This is a genomic window from Streptomyces sp. NPDC107559, from assembly GCF_055657365.1.
Window position 1 is genome coordinate 1 of the sequence record NZ_JBVKBD010000034.1, and the last position, 20,341, is coordinate 20,341.

Below are 20,341 nucleotides of genomic sequence, written 5' to 3' on the forward strand. Positions count from 1 at the left end.
CCCCGATCTTCGACCTGGTCGACTACGGCGTCGTCGGCGACCTCTTCGACGTCGTCCCCCAGCTCACCGACGAGGTCAAGACCCGCAAGGGCTGACCTCTCCCAGGATCCATACGGGGCACACGCATGCGTACTGTGCCCTGCGGCCACCTTCGCCGGGCATGGGCGCTCGGCGAAGGTGCGGCATGGTGGAGTTGGTGTCGAAGTTTCGTTGTCGGTCGATCGGCTCCCGCCGTGCTCGCTGCCGAATTCGGACCGGCTCGCCGGCGATGTCTGCCACTGGCCCGCCTCTGCGCGGTGTGTCTCGGCAGTGCCCGAAGACGGGCGGGGTGACCATCGACCCACGCCACGGGGACGTCACGGCCAACGGGGCGGCATCAAGGGCCGGCTGCCGTGCGGGGTCGCGAGGAAAAGAGCCGACCCCGCCGGTCCTGTCATTCAGGCAGCAACCGGTACCGGTGTCTCTCACCCGGCCGTTGCGACTTCGGCTGGCCGGAGTCGGTGATCATGTCCCCCGAAATCCTGTGCTGAGGCGGCAGCGCATTCGCCCCGCCAGGGCTCGATCGGTCGAGCTGAACCGGCAAGGTCGGCCTGTGGCCCGCTGCACCTGATCGCCCGCGTCCGGATGCGCGGCGGATCACAGCGGGCGGAGGGTGGACAGGGGCGCCGCCACCTCGTAACTTAACGAATGTTCGACAAAGACGGTGATCGTCATTGGTGATCAGAGCTGGGAGCCACGCATGTCCGACGCAGTACTTGCCGAATTCCGCGACGACGGGATCACCGTCATCACCCTCAACCGCCCCGAGGCCCGCAACGCGGTGAACCGTGCCGTCGCCGAAGGCGTCGCCGCCGCGCTCGACGAGCTCGACCGCAGGGACGACCAGGCCGTCGGTGTCATCACCGGAGCCGGTGGCACGTTCTGCTCGGGCATGGACCTCAAGGCGTTTCTCGCCGGGGAGCGGCCGGTCGTCGAGGGGCGCGGGCTCGCGGGGATCACGGAGGCGCCGCCCCGCAAGCCGATGATCGCCGCGGTCGAGGGGTACGCCCTGGCCGGCGGATGCGAGATCGTGCTCGCCTGCGACATGGTCGTCGCCGGCGCCGACGCGCGTTTTGGGATACCCGAGGTCAAGCGCGGTCTCGTGGCCGCCGCGGGCGGACTGCTGCGCCTGCCGCGCCGCATCCCGCAGCAGATCGCCATGGAGATCGCCCTGACCGGCGACTTCCTCGACGCGGGCCGTGCCCACGGCTTCGGGCTCGTCAACCGGCTCACCGAGCCCGGCCGTGCTCTGCACGAGGCACTCGAGCTGGCGCGAGCCGTCGCGGCCAACGGCCCTCTCGCCGTACGCGCCACCAAGCAGATCCTCACCGAGGCCCGCGGCTGGGAGGCCGACGAGGAGTGGACGCGCATGCGGGAGATCACCACCCCGGTGTTCGGCTCCGACGACGCCAAGGAAGGTCCCCGCGCGTTCGCGGAGAAGCGCGCGCCGCGCTGGACCGGACGGTGAGCGCCGGACCGCTGGCCGGAGTGCGCGTCGTCGAACTGGGCGGACTCGGCCCCGGACCGTTCTGCGGGATGCTGCTCGCCGACCTCGGCGCCGAGGTGATCCGGGTCGACCGCCCCGCCGAGGCCGGCCGGGCGACCCGGCATCCCGTCCTCCACCGCAGCCGCACCTCCATCGCCGTCGACCTCAAGCATCCCGAGGGTGCCGAAGCCGTACGGAGGGTGATCGCGGGCGCCGACGCCGTCATCGAAGGGTTCAGACCCGGCGCCGTGGAGCGTCTCGGCCTCGGGCCCGATGTGTGCCTCGCCGCCAACCCGAAGCTCGTCTACGGACGGATGACGGGTTGGGGCCAGGACGGGCCGCTCGCGCAGGAACCCGGCCATGACATCAACTACATCGCCCTGGCAGGCGCGTTGCACGCCATCGCACCCGCAGGCGGCGACCCTGTTCCGCCGGTCAACCTCGTCGGCGACTTCGGCGGCGGCGGCATGCTGCTCGCCCTCGGGCTCCTCAGCGCGCTCCTGCACGCGCGCACGACGGGCGAGGGCCAGGTCGTCGACGCGGCCATGACCGACGGCACCGCCCTGCTGCTCGCCATGACGTACGGCTTCCTGGCACAGGGTGCCTGGGAGGACAGGCCCGGGGTGAACCTCCTGGACGGGGGTGCGCCCTTCTACGCCGTCTACCGGTGCGCGGACGGCGGACACGTCGCGGTCGGCGCGATCGAACCGCAGTTCTACGCCGCGCTGCTGGACGTTCTCGGACTCCGGGACGACGAACGGTTCGCGCGGCAGCGGGACCGCGCGAACTGGCCGGTCATGAAGACCGTGCTGGAGGAGGCGTTCGCCTCGCGTACGCGGGACGACTGGAGTGTCGCCTTCGAGGGGAAGGGCGCGTGCGTCACCCCTGTGCTGTCGCTCACCGAAGCCGCCGAGCATCCGCACAACACCGCCCGTGGCACCCACCGCCGTGGCGTCCACGGCGGACACGAACCCGCGCCCGCTCCCAGGTTCAGCGCCACCCCCGCCGACGAGCCGGTCCCCGCTCCCGTCATCGGGGCACACACGGCCGACGTGCTCACGGCCGTGGCCGGTTTCACCGATGACGAGGTCGACACACTGCGTGAGAAGGGGATCGTCGGATGAAGCGGTACGTGCCCGAAGGAATGCCCGAGAGTCTCACCTACCCGCACGCGTCCGTCGGTGACCTGCTCGCCGGTTCGGCCCGCAGGTACGCCGACCGGATCGCGCTGAGGGACGGCGAACTCACCCTCACCTACCAGGAGCTGTACGACCAGGCTTCTCGCGTCGCGGCCGGACTGCGGGAGCGGGGCGTGCGGCCCGGCGAGACCGTCGCACTCCACCAGCCCAACTCCGCATGGTTCACGGTGACGTACTACGGCGTACTGCTGGCGGGCGCGGTCGTGACGCCGGTCAACCCGGCCCTGCCCCCCAAAGCGCTGCGCGACCAGCTCCAAGAAGCGGGCGCGGTGGCCGTGTTCACGCACCCCCAGACCCGCGCCGTCCTGGAAGAAGCCGAAGTGCCGGGCATCCGGCTGGTCGTCCTGGTCCCGCCGACGCAGGCGGCGCCGGCCCCGGAGGGCGTCGACCCGAGCGGCATCCGTCTGGAGGCGCTGCTGGCCTCCGGGCCGCGGACGCCCGTCGCCCTGTCCGGCGACGACCTGGCCCACCTCTCCTTCACCGGCGGAACCACGGGCCGCTCCAAGGCGGTGCGGGTGCTGCACCGCAACGTCGTCGCCAACGTTCTGCAGATGGCCTGCTGGCGGGGCGCCGCCCGGCCCGTCGTCGACGAAGAGGGGCGCGTGCACCTGGAGCAGATTCCGGAGGCGCAGACCCCGTACACGATCAAGGTCGGCTCGTCGACCGGCGTCGCGCTCGCGCCGATGTTCCACGCCATGGGTCTCATCAGCCAGTCCGTGAGCATGGTCACGGGGACGAGCGTCGTCCTGGCGGGGCGGTTCGAGCCGCAGCGGTTCGTCCGGCTCATCGAGCAGCACCGGGTGAACATGATCCCGGGTTCGCCCGCCCTGTTCCACGCCCTGCTCGCGCTGCCCGGCATCGAGGACGCCGATCTGACCTCGGTCCAGATCGTCAATTCCGGAGCGGCGCCCATCGACAGCCATGCCCTGCACCGGCTCGGCGAGCTGTTCCCCGCCGCGTGCATCGTCGAGGGATACGGGCTGACCGAGGCCACCATGGCCCTCACCACCCATCCGATGCTGCGCGACAGCCCCGTGCCGGCCGGCAGTGTCGGCGCGCCGCTCTTCGACACCGACATCGAGATCAGGGAGCTGGGCTGCGGTCCCGTCGTACCCACGGGCGGGACCGGCGAGGTGTGGGCACGTGGCCCGCAGATCACCGATGGCTACCAAGGGCACCAGGACCTGACCGACGAGCAGTACCAGGACGGCTGGCTGCGCACCGGCGACCTGGGACGCCTGGACGAGGAGGGCTGGCTCCACCTGGTCGGCCGGGCCAAGGACATGCTGATCTACAAGGGGTACAACGTGTACCCGACACCCCTTGAGGATCTGCTCCACGAACACCCGGCCGTCGAAGGAGCGAGCGTCATCGGTGCGCCGGACGCCGAAGCCGGCGAGATCCCGGTCGCGTACGTCGTCACCCGGCCCGGGTACGAGGCAGGTCCTCAGCTCGCCGCGCAACTCATGGAGTTCGTGGCCTCGCGAGTCGCCCCCTACCAGCGGGTGCGCGAGATCCACTTCCTCGACGCCCTGCCGCTCTCCACGGCGGGCAAGGTTCTCAAGACGGAGCTGAGACTGCGTCACGCGTGACGCGCGGCTTCGAGAAAGGCTGTACCACCATGTACGTGCGAACCGTCGAGCACGAGCAGAGAATGGGCCCGCCGGCGACCGTCACGGAGCTGCGCTATCAGCGCTGCACCTGGTGTTCGACGGTCGTCTTCCGCACCGTGCTGCTCTGTCCCACCTGCTCGTCCACCGAACTGCGCTGGTCGCGCAGCCCCGGTCACGGCACGGTCTCCAGCGTCGTCGAGGTGCGACGCAAGGGGCAGCGGCCGCGGATGGTCGCCGTCGTGGAACTGACGGACGGCGTGCGCATGCGCTGTCTCGTCGAGGGGATCTCCGCCTGCGGGGTCCCCCCGTTCGGGGCGTTGGTGTCGGCCGTCGAGGTCGCACCCGACGGCATCCCCGTCTTCCGTCTCGATCCCGTGAGGAGGGAACGCTGGTGAATGGGCTCGTGCGGCGCGTGCCGCGGTCCTTGTTGTCCGTCCCGGGCAGTAGCGAGCGGTTCCTCGCAAAGGCACGGGACGTGCCCGCGGACGGTATCGCGTTCGACCTGGAGGACTCGGTCGCAGCGGCCGACAAGGCGACCGCACGACATCTCGTCGCCGGCAGTCTCGCCGATTTCCCGTCGCGGGGGCGGATGTTGTGGGTGCGTCCCAACGCGCTCGACTCCGGGCTCCTGGAGGCGGACCTGGACGCGGTGGTGGTTCCGGGCCTGCACGGACTGCATCTGCCCAAGGTCGACGACGCCGAGACGCTCGTCCGGGTGGGCCACTACCTGGACTATCTGGAATCGGTACGCGCCCTGGACGCCGGCTCGGTGCGGCTCATGGCGTGGATCGAGTCGGCGGCCGGTCTCGCCGACGTCGAGCGGATCTGCCGCGCGTCGCCCCGGCTCGACGGCATCTCGCTCGGATCCGAGGACTACACCGCCTCCCTCGGCGTGCCCCGTACCCGCGACGGGCGGGAGCTGACGTACGCCCGAGCCCGTGTCGCCAACGCCGCGGCGGCCGCCGGGATCGGTGCGATCGACGGACCGGAGGCCGACTTCCGCGACATCGAACTCTTCAAGGCACAGGCCGAGTCGGCGCGGAGCGTGGGCTTCACCGGGAAGTTCTGCATCCACCCCGGGCAGGTGGACGCCGCCCATCACGTGTTCGCGCCCGGCGACGCCGAGCTGGTCTGGGCGCGCAGCGTGCGCGACGCGTTCGAGGAGGCCGGCGCAGGAGTGGTGACCGTGGCCGGAATGATGGTGGACCGGCCCGTCTACCTGCGGGCCTTGCGGACCTTGGGAGTGATGGACGGATGAGCGGGACCGTGGGCAGCGAGCCGGAAGCGCTGGACGAGGAGGAAGCCGATTCCCTCTGCCCCGGTCCCCTGGGCAAAGGCGAGCACATCTCCGTGCAGGAGGTGGAAGGGGCGGACGACGGCATCGTCGAGGGGTACTGCCACTCCGGTCGTGCTCCCTCCCGCAGCTATGGCGGCGCCGCCCTCGCCCAGGCGCTCGCGGCCGCCTACCGCACCGTCGACGACGACCGTGCCGCGCACTCGCTGCACGCGTACTTCCTGCGGGCTCTGTCGCCTCAGCGGCCCGTGCGCTACGCCACCGACGTGGTGCGCGACGGCCGCAGCTACTCCATGCGGCAGACCACCGCCGTCCAGGACGGCAAAGAGGCGCTCACCATGAGCGTGTCCTTCAAATCGACCCAGGGAGACGGGAGCTGGCGGCAGCCGGACATGCCGGACGTGCCGGATCCGGGGCGGCTCGGTGACGGCTGGGCCTTCCGGCCGACGGACCATCCGCTGCGCACTGCCCTGGAGTACCGGGAGGTGCCCCGGGAGGCCCCGCACCCCGGAACCGGGCGTATCGACCGCTACGCCTGGATACGCACCGTCGGGACGCTCCCCGACGACCCGGCCCTGCACGCCTGCGTCCTGGCCTACATCTCCGACGCCCCGCTCGCCCCGACGGCCCTGGTGCCCTACGGCGAGCCCCGCCCCGCGGGCGTCGCCCTCGCCTCACTCGACCACGCGATGTGGTTCCACCGGCCGGTCCGCCCCGACCGATGGCTCCTGTACGCGTGCCGCAGCACGGTCGCCGGGGACGGGCGCACCATGGCACACGGAGAGTTCTGGACGCGCGACGGCGACCTGGTCGCCTCGGTCGCGCAGGAGGCGCTGCTGCGCGTGCGCTGAGCGGCCCGGACCCGAGAAACCCCTGCTCCACGAGATGACCTCCGTGGGGCAGGGGTTTCTTGGTGCCGGGGCGGCAGGCGCGTCAGAGGAAGATGTCGGTCCGCAGTGCCGCGTCACTGTCCGGGTCCGCGCGGTACGCCTCGAAGTCGGTGACGCCCTCCTCGCGCAGCACCTCCTCGTCGATCAGGCAGTGCCCGCTCGTGTCGCCCGCCGGGCGGATCAGCACGGCGTAGGCGGCGTCCGCCATGATCTGCGGGGTCCGGCTGACCCGCGCCGCCTCGTCGGCTCCGCGGAGATTGGCGGTGGCGGCCGTCGCGACGGTGGTCGCCGGCCACAGACAGTTCGCGGACAGACGTGCGCCGCGATGCTGTTCGGCGATGCCGAGGGTGAGCATCGTCATGCCGTACTTGCTCACGGTGTAGGGCGCGTGGTCGCGCAGCCAGCGCCGCTCGGGGTTCAGCGGCGGCGACAGCGTCAGGACGTGCGCGTGGCCGGAGGCGAGCAGGTGCGGGAGGGCGAGGGAGCTCAGCAGGAACGTGCCGCGCACGTTCACGTCCATCATGAGGTCGTAGCGCTTGAGGGGGAGTTCGCCCGGGTTCTGCAGGGTGATGGCCGAGGCGTTGTTCACCACGATGTCGATGCCGCCGAACCGTTCGACGGTCGCCGACACGGCCTGCCGTACGTCGTCCTCGTCCCGTACGTCCCCGACGATCGGCAGCGCCTTGCCGCCCGCCTTCTCGATCTCGGCCGCGGCCGTGTGCACGGTTCCGGGGAGCCGGGGGTGCGGGGTGTCCGTCTTGGCGAGCAGCGCGACGTTGGCGCCGTCGCGGGCGGCGCGCAGGGCGAGGGCCAGGCCGATGCCGCGGCTGCCGCCGGACATCAGGAGCGTGCGGCCGGTCAGTGGGAGGCGTCCTGAGGTGGACGAGGTCATCGGAGGGTCCTCTCTGGGGCGGGGCGGCCGCAGGATGCGGCGCGGGGCGTGAAGCAGGTCACCTCGTCGTCGTCTCCCTGGACAGGTTCTGCCGCACAGGCATAACTTAACGATCGTTCGAACGAAACGTCTACGGCGCACGCCACATCCGACCGGGCGCCGTGGATCACAGGAGGAGAGGTCGCCGTGCGCCGCACGCTGTTCAACGAGGACCACGAGGCGTTCCGCCAGACGCTGCGGGATTTCATCGCCAAGGAGGTCGTCCCGGTCCACCACGAGTGGGAGGAGGCCGGTCACCCGCCGCGCGACTTCTACCGCAAGCTCGGTGAGCTGGGCCTGCTCGGCATCCAGGTGCCCGAGGAATTCGGCGGAGCGGGGGAGTCCAGCTTCAAGTTCTCCGCCATCGCCGCGGAGGAGACCTCGCGGGCCGGTGTCTCGTTCGGCAACTACTCGGTGCACTCCAATCTGATCCTGCCGTACCTGATGGCGTACGCCACGCAGGAGCAGAAGGAGCGCTGGCTGCCCGGGTTCGTCACCGGTGACCTGATGACGGCCATCGCGATGACGGAGCCGGGCACGGGCTCCGACCTCGCCAACATCCAGACCAAGGCCGAGCTGTCCGCGGACGGCACGCACTACGTGCTCAACGGCGCCAAGACGTTCATCACCGGCGGGGCGCTCGCCGACCTGGTCCTCGTCGTCGCCCGCACGGCGGTCTTCGACCCGGCCGACCGGCGCGCGGGTCTGTCGATCCTCGTCGTGGAGTCGGCGAGCGAGGGTTTCTCGGTGGGCCGCAAGCTCCAGAAGATCGGCCTGAAGGCGTCCGACACCGCCGAACTGTCTTTCGTGGATGTGAAGGTCCCGGTGGCGAACCTGCTCGGTGAGGAGGGGAAGGGGTTCACGTACCTCTCCCACAACCTGGCACAGGAGCGGCTCGCCATCGCCATCGGCGGTGCCGCCACGGCCGCGGCCGCGCTGCGGTTCGCGACCCAGTACGTCAAGGACCGCACCGTCTTCGGCAAGCCCGTCGCCCACTTCCAGAACACCAAGTTCGTCCTCGCCGAGTGCGCCACCGAGGTCGAAGCCGCGCAGCTGATGGCCGACCGGGCCCTCGAACTGCACGACGTCGGTGAGCTGTCGGTGGCCGACGCGGCGAAGGCGAAGCTGTTCTGCACCGAGGCCGCGGGCCGCGTCATCGACAAGTGCCTCCAGCTGCACGGTGGTTACGGCTACGTCACCGAGTACCCGATCGCCCGCCTGTACGCGGACACCCGCGTCTCCAGGATCTACGGCGGCACCAGCGAAGTCATGAAGACGATCATCGCCAAGTCGCTCGGTCTCTGAGCCCCAGCCCCCGAACCCAGCCCGCCCAGAAGGGATCTGTCATGCAGATCGACGCCCGCTCCTCCGCCCTGGTCACCGGTGGCGCCTCCGGTCTCGGCCGTGCCACCGCCGAGCGACTGGCCGCGGCCGGCGCCCGTGTCGTCATCTTCGACCTGCCCACGTCCGACGGCGTCGCCGTCGCCAAGGAGATGGGCGCGACCTTCGCGCCCGGTGACGTCACCAGTGAGACCGACGTCAGCGCGGCCATCGCCGCGGCCACCGCGCTCGCCCCGCTGCGGATCACCGTCAACTGCGCGGGCATCGGCGGCGCGGGCCGCACCGTCGGCAAGGAGGGCCCGTACGACCTGGACAAGTTCCGCAAGGTGGTCGAGGTCAACCTGATCGGCACCTTCAACGTGATCCGCCTCGCCGCGCAGGCGATGGGCGACAGCGAGCCCGTCGACGGCGACCGCGGCGTCATCGTCAACACCGCCTCCGTCGCCGCGTTCGACGGACAGATCGGACAGTGCTCGTACTCCGCGTCGAAGGGCGGCATCGTCGGCATGACCCTGCCGATCGCCCGCGACCTGTCCCGCACGAACATCCGTGTGATGACCATCGCCCCCGGGCTGTTCGAGACGCCGCTGCTCGGCCGTCTTCCGCAGGAGGCGAAGGACTCGCTCGGCGCCCAGGTGCCGCACCCCTCGCGGCTCGGGCAGCCCGCCGAGTACGCGCTGCTCGCCGAGTCGATCATCGTCAACCCGATGCTGAACGGCGAGACGATCCGCCTCGACGGCGCGATCCGCATGGCTCCTCGCTAGACCCCGACCCCCTTACTCATCAAAGGAGTTCCGCATGCGTGACGCGGTCATCGTCGATGCCGTACGCACTCCCGTCGGCAAGGGAAAGCCGGGCGGCGCCCTGTCCGGCATCCACCCGGTCGACCTCTCCGCCCATGTCCTCAAAGCCCTCGCCGAGCGCACCGGCCTCGACCCGGTGACCGTCGACGACGTGATCTGGGGCTGTGTCTCCCAGGTCGGCGAGCAGGCCGGCGGTGTCGGCCGGTACTCGGTGCTCGCGGCCGGCTGGCCCGAGTCCGTGCCCGGTCTGACCGTCGACCGGCAGTGCGGTTCCTCGCAGCAGGCCGTGCACCAGGCAGCCGCCGGAGTCATCTCCGGGCAGTACGACATCGCCGTCGCGGGCGGCGTCGAGTCGATGTCCCGCGTCCCGATGGGGTCGACGCGCGCGGGCGGCCAGGTCGGCGCCCCGTACGGGCCGCTGGTCGGCGAGCGCTACGACCACTACAGGTTCAACCAGGGCGTCGGCGCCGAGATGATCGCCGAGGAGTTCGGACTCACCCGCGACGAACTCGACCGGCACGCCGCCGACTCCCACGAGCGCGCCGCCCGCGCCATCGACGAGGGCCGCTTCAAGGGCCAGATCACCCCGGTCACCCTCGCCGACGGCACCGTCTTCGACACCGACGAGGGCGTACGCCGGGGTACCACGCCCGAGAAGCTCGCCGCCCTGAAGACCCCGTTCAAGCAGGACGGCGTCATCTCCGCGGGCAACGCCTCGCAGATCTCCGACGGCGCCGCCGCGCTGCTCGTCACCACGTCCGAGATCGCCGCGCGAAACGGCTGGTCGCCGATCGCCCGCTTCCACACCGGCGTCGTCACCGGCGTCGACCCGATCACCATGCTCAAGGGTCCGATCCCCGCCACGGCCAAGGTACTCGAGCGCTCGGGCCTGGCGCTGGACGAGATCGGCGCCTACGAGATCAACGAAGCCTTCGCCTCCGTCTCCCTGGCCTGGCAGCGGCAGACCGGTGCCGACTACCTGCGGATGAACCCCAACGGCGGCGCCATGGCGCTCGGGCACCCGCTGGGCGGTTCCGGCGCCCGTCTGATGACGACGCTGGTGCACCACATGAAGGACAACGGCATCCGCTACGGCCTGCAGTCGATGTGCGAGGGCGGCGGCATGGCCAACGCCACCGTCCTCGAACTGCTCTGACACCCCTCACGGAAGGACCAAGGACACCATGGACGCCGCCGACTTCAAAGCGGTACGGGACGCCGTGCGTCGTCTCGTGCGCGAGGACGTGGTCCCGCGCGAGGACGAGATCGAGGAGACCGACGCGATACCGGAGGACATCCGGCGCAAGGCGGCGGACATGGGTCTGTTCGGGTACACGCTGCCCGAGGAGCACGGCGGGCTCGGGGCCTCCCTGCACGAGGACGTGCAGCTGGCCTTCGAGTTCGGCTGGACCACGCCCGCGTTCCGCTCCATGTTCGGCACGAACAACGGCATCGCGGGCAAGGTCCTCGTCAACGCCGGGACGGAACAGCAGCAGCGGCGCTGGCTGCCCCGGCTCGCCGAGGGCGCCGTCGCGTCGTTCGCGCTCACCGAGGCCGAGGCGGGATCCGACCCGTCCGGTCTGACCACGCGCGCGGTGCGCGACGGCGACGGGTACGTGCTGAACGGCTCGAAGCGCTTCATCACCAACGCGCCGCTCGCGGACCTGTTCGTGGTCTTCGCGCGGACCGGTGAGGAGTCGTACGGGACGAAGGGCATCTCGGTGTTCCTCGTCGAGGCCGGGCTGCCGGGTGTCACCGTCGGCCCCAAGGACCACAAGACCGGTCAGGCCGGCGCCTGGACCTCCGAGGTGTTCTTCGACGACGTACGTGTCGACGAGGCATCACTGGTCGGAGGCGAGGAGGGCGCCGGGTTCGGCGCCGCCATGAAGTCCCTGATCCGCGGCCGCATCCACATCGCCGCGCTGTGCGTCGGCATGGCCGAGCGGATCCTGGAGGAGTCCGTCGCCTACGCCGCCTCCAGCAAGCAGGGAGGCCGTCCCATCGGCGAGTTCCAGTTGGTGCAGGCCATGCTCGCCGAGATCCAGACCGGCGTACTGGCCGGCCGGGCGATGGTCCTGGACGCCGCCGAGAAGTACGACTCCGGTGAGGACCGCAGGCTCAGGCCCTCCGCCACCAAGCTGTACTGCTCCGAGATGGTGTCCAAGGCCGCCGATCTCGCCGTGCAGATCCACGGCGGCATGGGCTACATGCGCGGAACCGTCGTCGAGCGCTGCTACCGCGACGCGCGACTGTTCCGCATCTACGAGGGCACCAGCGAGATCCAGAAGCTGATCATCGGCCGCGCCCTCCTCAAGGACGCCCAGAAAGGTGTGAAGTAGCCGATGGCCATGACCGAGATCCCCCTCATCGCCCAGCTCTCCGAGGACGAGCGGGCCATCGTCGAGGTCGTCGCCGACTTCGTCGACAACGAAGTACTGCCGGTCGTGCAGGAGTTGGAGCACTCCAACACCTACCCGGAGAAGCTCGTCGAGCAGATGAAGAAGCTCGGTGTGTTCGGTCTGCTCGCGCCCGCCGAGCACGGCGGCGTGGACGTGTCGACAGCCTGCTTCGCGCTCGTGGCCCAGGAACTGGCGCGCGGCTGGATGTCGCTGTCCGGGTCGATGGGCGGCCACTCCGTGGTCACCTACCTCATCCGCACGTTCGGCACCCCCGAGCAGCGGGCCGCGTACCTTCCGCGCATGGCGACCGGCGAGCTGCGCGCCACCATGGCGCTCACCGAGCCCGGTGGCGGCTCCGACCTCCAGGCCATGGGCACCAAGGCCGTCCTGGCGGACGGCACGTGGACCGTCAACGGCTCCAAGACCTGGATCACCAACTCGCGCCGCGCCGGTCTCATCGCCCTGCTCTGCCGGACCGAGCCGAAGGAAGGCAAGGGCTTCTCCATCCTCCTGGTGGAGAAGGACGCCGGGTACGTCGTCTCCAAGGACCTGCCCAAGCTCGGCTACAAGGGCGTCGAGAGCTGCGAGTTGGTCTTCGACGACGTGAAGGTGCCGGAGTCGGCCGTGCTCGGCGGAGCCTCCGGGTCCGGGTTCGCCCAGATGATGCGCGGCCTGGAGATCGGCCGCATCCAGGTCGCCTCCCGCGCCCTCGGTGTCGCCCAGGCCGCTCTGGACGACGCCACCCGTTACGCCCAGGAACGCCATACCTTCGGGCAGCCCATCTGGCAGCACCAGTCGATCGGCAACTACCTCGCCGACGGCGCCACCAAGCTGCGCGCCGCCCGCCTGCTCACCCTGGACGCCGCTGCCCGGGTGGACGCGGGGGAGCGGGCCGACATGGAGGCCGGCATGGCGAAGTTGTTCGCTTCCGAGGTGTGCATGGAGATCGCCCTCAACGCGGTACGCGTGCACGGCGGTTACGGCTACTCCACCGAGTTCGACGTCGAACGCTACTTCCGTGACGCCCCGCTGATGATCGTCGGTGAAGGTACCAACGAGATCCAGCGCAACGTCATCGCCAAGCAGCACATCGCCCGCAACCGCGTCGACGACGGAGGCCGCCGATGAACGCTCCGTCGACCGGGTACCAAGAAGGACTCGCGGCCGGGGAGCTGCGCTTCCAGCGCTGCGGCGACTGCGATAGCGCCGTCTTCTACCCGCGCGTCCTGTGTCCGAGCTGCGGCGCCGAATCCCTTGAATGGCAAGCGAGTTCGGGGCTCGGCACCGTCTACGCGACGACCGTCCTGCACACGCGCGGCAGCGACCCGTACAACGTCGCCCTGGTCGACCTCGACGAGGGGTTCCGCATGATGAGCCGCGTCGAGGACATCGCGCCCGAGGACGTCGCGATCGGCGCGCGGGTGGGACTGGCCGTGATCGAGGAGGAGGGCGCGCCGCTGGCCGTCTTCCGACCGCTGGAGGACCAGGAATGAGCAGCACCGATCTGCGGGGCAAGGTCGCCGTCGTAGGAGTCGCCGAGTCCGACCTCGGCCAGGTCGCCCCCGGACTCACCCACTTCGACCTCATGGGCCAGGCCACCGCCCGAGCGCTGAAGGATGCGGGCCTGAGGAAGTCCGACATCGACGGCTTCTTCTGCGCGTCGTCGTATCTCCCGTTCCCGACCCTCGACGTCGCCGAATACCTGGGCATCCGGCCCGTGTACGCCGATTCCACGAACGTCGGCGGCAGTTCCTTCGTCGCTCACCTGCTGCATGCCGCGACGGCCATCGAGGCGGGCCTGTGCACCACCGCCCTCATCGCGTACGGCTCCACCCAGCGCTCCGACGGCGGCCGGCTCGTCTCGCCGACGAAGCTGCTGCCGTGGGAGGAGGCCTACAGACCGCGCTACCCCGTCTCCATGTACGCCCTCGCCGCCTCCCGTCACATGCACGAGTACGGCACGACGCGCGAGCAGCTCGCCGATGTCGCCGTCGCCGCCCGGCACTGGGCGCAGCTCAACCCGAAGGCGTTCACCTACGGACGCGGCCCGCTGACCGTCGAGGACGTGCTGTCCTCGCAGATGATCAGCTACCCGCTGACGTCCAAGGACTGCTGCCTCGTCACGGACGGCGGCGGCGCGGTCATCCTCACCAGTGCCGAGCGCGCCCGGGACCTGCCGGTCGCCCCGGCGTACTTCCTCGGCGGCGGCGAGGCCACCTGGCACCGCTCGATGTCGCAGATGCCGGACCTGACGACGACCGCCGCGGTCGACTCGGGGCGCCGCGCCTTCGCGATGGCCGGACTGAAGCCGAGCGACGTGGACGTCGTCGAGCTGTATGACGCGTTCACCATCAACACCCTGCTGTTCCTGGAGGACCTGGGATTCTGCGAGAAGGGCGAGGGCGGGGCTTTCGTGTCGGGCGGGAGGATCGCGCCCGGCGGCGAGCTGCCCGTGAACACCAACGGCGGCGGCCTGTCGTACTGCCACCCCGGCATGTACGGGATCTTCCTGATCATCGAAGCCGTGCGACAGCTCCGCGGCGAGGGCGGCGCCCGCCAGCAGGCGAACACGAACGTCGCCCTCGTCAACGGCAACGGCGGTGTCCTGTCCAGCCAGGCCACGGCGCTGCTCGGCACGGCGGAGGCCCTCGGATGACGGCCGACGTCCGCGAGACCTTCGCCCGGATCGAGGCCGGATGGCGGCCCGCTCCCGTGGAGACCACCGAGTTCCTCACGGCCGCGCCCGCCCAGGCGTTGTCCGGCCTCTTCGACCAGCCTCCCGCAGTCACCGGAGTCGGCGACGCACTGCCCCCTCTGTGGCACTGGCTGTACCTGCTCGACAGGCCCGCTCAGGCAGAGCTCGGCGAGGACGGTCACCCTCGGGACGGACTGTTCCTGCCGCCGCTGCCCGAGCGCCGGCGCATGTTCGGGGGCGGACGGTACGTCTTCCACGCGCCGCTGCGCGTCGGGGACCTGGTGACGCGCCGTTCGGAGGTCCTGTCCGTGCGGGTCCGCGAGGGAGGGTCGGGACTGCTGCTGCTGGTGACCGTCCGGCACACCCTCCTCGTCGAGGGCGAGGTCCGCACGGTGGAGGAGCAGGACATCGTGTACAAGCAGCCCGGCGGTGCCCGTGCCGTCACGTCGAAGTCCGACCGGCAGTCCGACCGGCAGGCTGATCGGCAGGCCGTCCGGCAGGCCGACCGGCAGAGCGTCCCTGAATGGTCGTTCGGCCTGCGGCCCGACCCGTCGCTCCTGTTCCGGTTCAGCGCGCTCACCTACAACGCCCACCGCATCCACTACGACCGCGACTACGCCCGTGACATCGAGGGCTACCCCGACCTCGTCGTGCACGGCCCCCTGCTCGCCCTGTCCCTGCTGGAACTGCCGCGCCGCCATGCCCCGGAGCGCACGGTCACCACCTTCTCGTTCCGCGCCACGGCGCCGCTGTTCGCGCCGCGCGAGCTGCAGGTGCGCGGCACGCGTGACGGCGACGTGGTCGCACTGGACGCGGGCCTGACGGGCGCCGTGCCCGGCATCACCGGCACGGCGACGCTGGCGTAGACGTTCGAAAGTCCTCAGAGAAAGAAGAGTTCCCCCCCCATGCCCAAGGTTTTCTCCTCTCCCGCCGAGTTCGCCGCCGCGGTCGGCACCCACGTCGGTGTCAGCGACTGGGTGACCGTCGCGCAGGACCGCATCGACACGTTCGCCGACGCCACGGGCGACCACCAGTGGATCCACGTCGACCCGGCGCGCGCCGCGGACGGCCCCTTCGGCGGGACCATCGCGCACGGCTACCTCACCCTCTCTCTCATCCCGGTCCTCACCCAGGGGGTCTACAAGATCGAGGGCGTCAAGATGGGCGTCAACTACGGGCTCAACAAGGTCCGCTTCATGAACCCCGTCAAGGCCGGCTCGCGCGTGCGCGCCTCGATCGACATCGTCTCGGCCGACGAGGTGCCAGGCGGCGGCCACCAGGTGGTCAACAAGGTCACCATCGAGATCGACGGCTCCGACAAGCCCGCCTGCGTGGCCGAGACCGTCGTACGCGTCTACGCCTGACCGCGCACCGACACCAACAACTCACCCGCACACGACAATGGAGTGCATCATGTCTTCCGAGGCTGTCCAGAAGGTCGCGATCGTCACCGGAGCCGCCCGGGGCATCGGCGCCGCCACCGCCCGCCGCCTGGCGCAGGACGGCTGTGCCGTCGCCGTCCTGGACCTCGACGAGACGGCCTGTGCCGACACCGTCGCCGCCATCGAGAAGGACGGCGGCCGTGCCTTGGCCGTGGGTGTGGACGTCGCCGACGCCGACAAGGTCAAGGCCGCCGTCGAGCGGGTGGCCGCCGAGCTGGGCGCGCCGCTCGTCCTCGTCAACAACGCCGGCATCACCCGCGACAACCTCCTGTTCAAGATGACCGAGCAGGACTGGGATTCCGTCATCGGCGTCCATCTGCGCGGCGCGTTCCTGATGTCCCGCGCGTGCCAGGCGTACATGACGGAGGCGCGATGGGGCCGCATCGTCAATCTGTCCTCCACCGCGGCCCTCGGCAACCGCGGCCAGGTCAACTACTCCGCCGCCAAGGCCGGACTCCAGGGTTTCACCAAGACCCTCGCGATCGAGCTCGGCAAGTTCGGCGTCACCGCCAACGCCATCGCGCCCGGCTTCATCGCCACCGAGATGACCGCGAAGACCGCCGAACGCGTCGGGATGTCCTTCGACGACTTCAAGGCGCGGGCCGCGTCGAACATCCCGGTCGCCCGTGTCGGCGCACCGGAGGACATCGCCGCCGCCGTGTCGTTCTTCGCGGGCGAGGGTGCCGGATTCGTCTCCGGGCAGGTGCTGTACGTGGCAGGGGGACCGCGCGCCTGACGCGCGCGGACGCTCCTGGAACGGCCACTGCGTCCTTTTGCGCCGTGGCCGTTCCCGTCGTACTTCTGAACGTTCGTTCAAGGCATTGACAGGGGCGGGCCCGCCGACGATGCTCGTCCCAGCGGATATGACCACCTGGTCATATCCGCTCCCCCTTCCTGGAGTGCCCGCTCACGGCCGCACTCCCGCCCCTTCCGTACCCGGCCTCGTCGCCGACGCCGATGGAGGAATCCCGCATGGGCCCCTTTCTGCCCGATGCCGTACGCCGTCACGCCGCCGGCCGCCCGCACGCGCCGGCGATCACCCAAGGCGCCGAGACCCGCACCTTCGCGGATCTCGATGCGCGCAGCAACCGCGCCGCCCGGGCGCTGCTCGCGCTGGGGCTGCCCGCCGGCGCCCGCGTCGGCTACCTGGTCCGCCCCGGCCTGATGGCCGCCGAGCTGCTGGTGGCCTGTGCCAAAGCAGGCCTCGTGGCCACGCCGCTGAACTGGCGGCTAGCCGAGCCCGAGCTGATCGCCGTCGCCCGCGACGCCGGACTGGGCGTCGTCCTCACCGAAACCGAGTTCCTGCCCAAGGCCCGCGCCGTACGTGCAGCCCTGCCCGGCATCGACCTCGTCGCCGAGTCCGGTGCGGGCGAGGAGCAAGACGAGCGGACCTACGGACGCTGGCTCGACGACGCGAGCGCGGACGACCCCGGTCACGGGCAGGACGGCGACGCCGTCTTCCTCCAGCTCTACACCTCCGGCACCACGGGCCTGCCCAAGGGCGTCCAGCTCACCCTGGGCAACGTCAGCGCGGGGGAGCACCAGCTCCGCGAGATGGGCTGGCAGCAGTCCTCGGTAGCCCTGAACGCCATGCCCGTCTTCCACATCGCGGGCACCGGCTGGCTGGTCACGGCGCTGAGCGCGGGCGCGCACACCGTGGCGCTGCGCGACCTGGTCCCGGCGCAGGTCATCGAGGAGATGGAGCGCCACCACGTCACCCACGCGTTCTTCGTGCCCGCCGTGCTCCACCTGCTGACCCAGCTGCCCGGCGTGGGCGAACGCGACTTCTCCGCGCTCGAACTCATCGTCTACGGCGCCTCCCCGATCACCCCGGCTCTGCTGCGCCGCTCCATGGACACCTTCGGCTGCGGCTTCTACCAGAAGTACGGGCAGACCGAGACGACCGGCTCCGCCACGCGCCTGCTCCCGGAGGACCACGTCGTGGACGGGCCGCGCTCCGCGCTGCTGCGCTCGGCGGGCAACACCCGGCCCGACGTCGAGGTCGCCATCGCCGACCCGGTGACGGGCGAGACGGTGGCGCCGGGCGTGGTCGGCGAGATCCTCACCCGCTCCCACCACCTCACCCCCGGCTACTGGCAGCGGCCCGACGAGAACGCCGCCCTGTTCACCGCCGACGGCTGGCTGCGCACCGGTGACGCCGGCTACCTCGACAAGGACGGCTACCTCTTCATCACCGACCGCATCAAGGACATGGTGATCACCGGCGGCGAGAACGTGTACCCCATCGAGGTGGAGTCCGCGCTCGCCGAACACCCCGCCGTCCTCGACGTCGCGGTGTTCGGTACGCCCGACGAGACGTGGGGCGAGGCGGTCACCGCCGCCGTCGTGCTCCGCCCGGAGGCGGCCCCTGTCACCGCCGACGACCTTATCGCCTTCACACGTGAACGCGTCGCCTCCTACAAGAAGCCGCGCGTCGTGCACTTCGTGGACGAGCTGCCGCGCAACCCCAGCGGCAAGATCCTCAAGAGGGTGCTGCGCAGGGAGCTGAGCCCGGACGTCTGACGCCTCCCTGCGATGATGGGGCGCGCACAGCACCGTGCGACGCCCCATCGGAGGATCCTTGCCCACGACGACCTGGCAGCGACTCGATCCCGCGCGCCGCGAGCGGATCACGGCCGCGGCGATGACCGAGTTCGGCCGCCACGGCTACTCGGCGGGAAGCCTCAACACCGTCGCGCGCGAGGCAGGCGTGGCCAAGGGGTCGCTGTTCCAGTACTTCGACGACAAGCTCGACCTGTTCCGGTATGTCGCCGAGACCGCCGCCCAGCGGGTCCGTGACGCTCTCGCGCCCTGGCTCGGCACTCTCCCGCGCGACACCACCTACCACGCCTTCTTCTGCGACGGCGTCATCGCCTGGGTCGACTACTTCGCCACCCATCCGCTGGAACGCGGCGTCATCGCCGCCACCCACCTGGAGATCGACCCCGAGGTGCGCACCGCCGTGCATGAACCGGCCCGCCGCCTGTACACCGCCGAGGTCGCCTCGCTCGCCCGACAGGCCGTCGAGCGAGGCGACCTGCGCGCGGACGCGAGTCCCGACATGTTCGCGGCGCTCGCCAGCGTGCTGCTGCCGTATCTCGCGGTCGCGCCGTACGAGCCCGGTTTCGAGGGCCCTGTGCCGCTCTACGGGCTGCCACGCGACGAGCTGCACTCCCGGGTCAGGGAGCTGGTGTCCGGTTTGTTCGCGGGGTTCGGGCCCGTGCCTGCCTGAGAGCGCCCACGGGCCACGGGCAGCGGCCGGTTGAGACCGCTGCCCGTGGCCCGTGGACGCTTGCCCGGATCGGCTATGCCGTCCCGTCCAGCCACGGCAGATACTCCGGCAGGTCCTCCGGGACCCGCCCCGGAAACTCCGGCGCCCGCCGTTCGAAGAACGACTTCACGCCTTCCCGCGCGTCGGCGCCGCGTACCGTGTCGAAGACGAGACGCGAGTCCAGCCGGTGCACGGCTTCGGGACTTTCGGCCCACGCCATGCGGTACACGAGCTGCCGGGTGACGGCGACCGAGACCGGTGCGGTGTGGTCGGCCAGGTCGCGGGCGAGCGCGTACGCCGCGTCGAGCACGTCGTCCGGATCGTGCAGGCTGTGCACGAGCCCGGCGTCGAGGGCTTCGTCGGCCGGCACGATGCGGCCCGAGATCAGCCAGTCCAGCGCCTTCGCCAGGCCCACCAGGCGTGGCAGGAACCATGCGGACGCACCCTCGGGCACGATGCCGCGCCGCGTGAACGGGAAACCGAACTTCGTGCCGTGTGCGGCGAGCCGGTAGTCGACGGGCAGCAGCATCGTCGAACCGACGCCCACGGCGGCGCCGCGCACCGCGGCGATCACCGGCTTGTTCATCGAGTAGAGGACACGCGTGACCAGGCCGGCGGGCTCCTGGTACGTGCCTGCCGCGATCTGCCGTGCCGTCTCCTCGTCGACCTTCTGCGTGAAGCCCCGGCCCTTGCCGGAACCGGCCGACAGATCGGCGCCCACGCAGAAGTCCTTGCCCGAGCCGGTCAGGACGACGACGCGCACGGCGTGGTCGCCATCGGCGGTGCGCAGCGCGTCGGCGATCTCGTCGGCCATCTGCCGGGTGTAGCCGTTGCGTGCCCCGGGCCGGTCGAGCGTGATCGTGGCGACGCGGTCGGCGAGACCGTAGGAGATCTGCTCGTATTTCTCCGACACGTCCTGTGCTTCCTGCATGTTCGTG

General features: G+C 70.7%; 20 protein-coding genes. 18 read left to right on the plus strand and 2 right to left on the minus strand.

Annotated features, from left to right (window positions below; translation table 11 throughout):
* The first annotated feature begins 739 nt into the window (after positions 1-739).
* Genes ACZ7OY_RS43145 through ACZ7OY_RS43170 form a run of 6 tightly spaced genes read left to right on the plus strand, consistent with a single transcriptional unit; the run spans position 740 to position 6,482 of the window.
* Positions 740-1,507, plus strand: a complete 768-nt coding sequence (locus tag ACZ7OY_RS43145) for a crotonase/enoyl-CoA hydratase family protein (protein WP_472250967.1) — start codon at positions 740-742, stop codon at positions 1,505-1,507.
* Positions 1,504-2,649, plus strand: coding sequence for a CaiB/BaiF CoA transferase family protein (locus ACZ7OY_RS43150; protein ID WP_472250968.1), 1,146 nt, complete (start codon positions 1,504-1,506; stop codon positions 2,647-2,649). Before ACZ7OY_RS43145 ends, ACZ7OY_RS43150 begins: the two co-directional genes overlap by 4 nt.
* On the plus strand, positions 2,646-4,316 hold the full coding sequence (locus ACZ7OY_RS43155; protein ID WP_472250969.1) for a class I adenylate-forming enzyme family protein: 1,671 nt from the start codon (positions 2,646-2,648) through the stop codon (positions 4,314-4,316). The genes ACZ7OY_RS43150 and ACZ7OY_RS43155 overlap by 4 nt, the downstream gene beginning before the upstream one ends.
* Before the next feature lie 29 nt (positions 4,317-4,345).
* A complete protein-coding gene (locus tag ACZ7OY_RS43160; RefSeq protein WP_472250970.1) occupies positions 4,346-4,732 on the plus strand; it encodes a Zn-ribbon domain-containing OB-fold protein in 387 nt (128 codons plus the stop codon).
* Between the two features lie 17 nt (positions 4,733-4,749).
* Positions 4,750-5,595 (plus strand): HpcH/HpaI aldolase/citrate lyase family protein, encoded by an 846-nt coding sequence (locus ACZ7OY_RS43165; protein ID WP_472251010.1) that lies wholly within the window; start codon positions 4,750-4,752, stop codon positions 5,593-5,595.
* The gene (locus ACZ7OY_RS43170) at positions 5,592-6,482 is read left to right on the plus strand and encodes an acyl-CoA thioesterase (protein ID WP_472250971.1); all 891 of its coding nucleotides are present in this window, start codon (positions 5,592-5,594) and stop codon (positions 6,480-6,482) included. Before ACZ7OY_RS43165 ends, ACZ7OY_RS43170 begins: the two co-directional genes overlap by 4 nt.
* A gap of 82 nt (positions 6,483-6,564) precedes the next feature.
* Here ACZ7OY_RS43170 and ACZ7OY_RS43175 read toward each other — a convergent pair whose 3' ends face one another.
* Positions 6,565-7,413, minus strand: coding sequence for an SDR family oxidoreductase (locus ACZ7OY_RS43175; RefSeq protein ID WP_472250972.1), 849 nt, complete (start codon positions 7,411-7,413; stop codon positions 6,565-6,567).
* A gap of 186 nt (positions 7,414-7,599) precedes the next feature.
* On the opposite strand from ACZ7OY_RS43175, the gene ACZ7OY_RS43180 reads away from it, so the two are divergent.
* The 12 genes from ACZ7OY_RS43180 to ACZ7OY_RS43235 all read left to right on the plus strand — a co-directional run bounded on the left by ACZ7OY_RS43180 (position 7,600) and on the right by ACZ7OY_RS43235 (position 19,364).
* Complete coding sequence (locus tag ACZ7OY_RS43180) at positions 7,600-8,757, plus strand: acyl-CoA dehydrogenase family protein (RefSeq protein WP_472250973.1); 1,158 nt, start codon at positions 7,600-7,602, stop codon at positions 8,755-8,757.
* A gap of 41 nt (positions 8,758-8,798) precedes the next feature.
* On the plus strand, positions 8,799-9,557 hold the full coding sequence (locus ACZ7OY_RS43185; RefSeq protein WP_472250974.1) for a 3-hydroxyacyl-CoA dehydrogenase: 759 nt from the start codon (positions 8,799-8,801) through the stop codon (positions 9,555-9,557).
* Between the two features lie 34 nt (positions 9,558-9,591).
* Positions 9,592-10,752, plus strand: a complete 1,161-nt coding sequence (locus ACZ7OY_RS43190) for a thiolase family protein (protein WP_472250975.1) — start codon at positions 9,592-9,594, stop codon at positions 10,750-10,752.
* Positions 10,753-10,780: 28 nt separating this feature from the next.
* Positions 10,781-11,935: an acyl-CoA dehydrogenase family protein gene (locus tag ACZ7OY_RS43195; RefSeq protein WP_472250976.1), complete on the plus strand. Its 1,155-nt coding sequence runs from the start codon at positions 10,781-10,783 to the stop codon at positions 11,933-11,935.
* Positions 11,936-11,944: 9 nt separating this feature from the next.
* Positions 11,945-13,123: an acyl-CoA dehydrogenase family protein gene (locus ACZ7OY_RS43200; protein ID WP_472250977.1), complete on the plus strand. Its 1,179-nt coding sequence runs from the start codon at positions 11,945-11,947 to the stop codon at positions 13,121-13,123.
* Complete coding sequence (locus ACZ7OY_RS43205) at positions 13,120-13,488, plus strand: Zn-ribbon domain-containing OB-fold protein (RefSeq protein WP_472250978.1); 369 nt, start codon at positions 13,120-13,122, stop codon at positions 13,486-13,488. Before ACZ7OY_RS43200 ends, ACZ7OY_RS43205 begins: the two co-directional genes overlap by 4 nt.
* Positions 13,485-14,651: a thiolase gene (locus tag ACZ7OY_RS43210; protein WP_472250979.1), complete on the plus strand. Its 1,167-nt coding sequence runs from the start codon at positions 13,485-13,487 to the stop codon at positions 14,649-14,651. The genes ACZ7OY_RS43205 and ACZ7OY_RS43210 overlap by 4 nt, the downstream gene beginning before the upstream one ends.
* Positions 14,648-15,556 carry an HTD2 family dehydratase gene (locus ACZ7OY_RS43215; RefSeq protein ID WP_472250980.1) on the plus strand — a complete coding sequence of 303 codons (909 nt, stop codon included), beginning with the start codon at positions 14,648-14,650 and terminating at the stop codon, positions 15,554-15,556. The genes ACZ7OY_RS43210 and ACZ7OY_RS43215 overlap by 4 nt, the downstream gene beginning before the upstream one ends.
* Before the next feature lie 39 nt (positions 15,557-15,595).
* Positions 15,596-16,054 carry a MaoC family dehydratase gene (locus ACZ7OY_RS43220; protein ID WP_472250981.1) on the plus strand — a complete coding sequence of 153 codons (459 nt, stop codon included), beginning with the start codon at positions 15,596-15,598 and terminating at the stop codon, positions 16,052-16,054.
* 49 nt (positions 16,055-16,103) lie between these two features.
* The gene (gene fabG / locus ACZ7OY_RS43225) at positions 16,104-16,868 is read left to right on the plus strand and encodes a 3-oxoacyl-ACP reductase FabG (RefSeq protein WP_472250982.1); all 765 of its coding nucleotides are present in this window, start codon (positions 16,104-16,106) and stop codon (positions 16,866-16,868) included.
* A gap of 236 nt (positions 16,869-17,104) precedes the next feature.
* Positions 17,105-18,655 carry a long-chain-fatty-acid--CoA ligase gene (locus tag ACZ7OY_RS43230; protein WP_472250983.1) on the plus strand — a complete coding sequence of 517 codons (1,551 nt, stop codon included), beginning with the start codon at positions 17,105-17,107 and terminating at the stop codon, positions 18,653-18,655.
* Between the two features lie 58 nt (positions 18,656-18,713).
* Entirely contained in the window at positions 18,714-19,364 is a 651-nt protein-coding gene (locus ACZ7OY_RS43235; RefSeq protein ID WP_472250984.1) for a TetR/AcrR family transcriptional regulator, read from the plus strand.
* A gap of 73 nt (positions 19,365-19,437) precedes the next feature.
* Here ACZ7OY_RS43235 and ACZ7OY_RS43240 read toward each other — a convergent pair whose 3' ends face one another.
* Positions 19,438-20,334: an enoyl-CoA hydratase-related protein gene (locus ACZ7OY_RS43240; protein WP_472250985.1), complete on the minus strand. Its 897-nt coding sequence runs from the start codon at positions 20,332-20,334 to the stop codon at positions 19,438-19,440.
* Between the last annotated feature and the right edge of the window lie 7 nt (positions 20,335-20,341).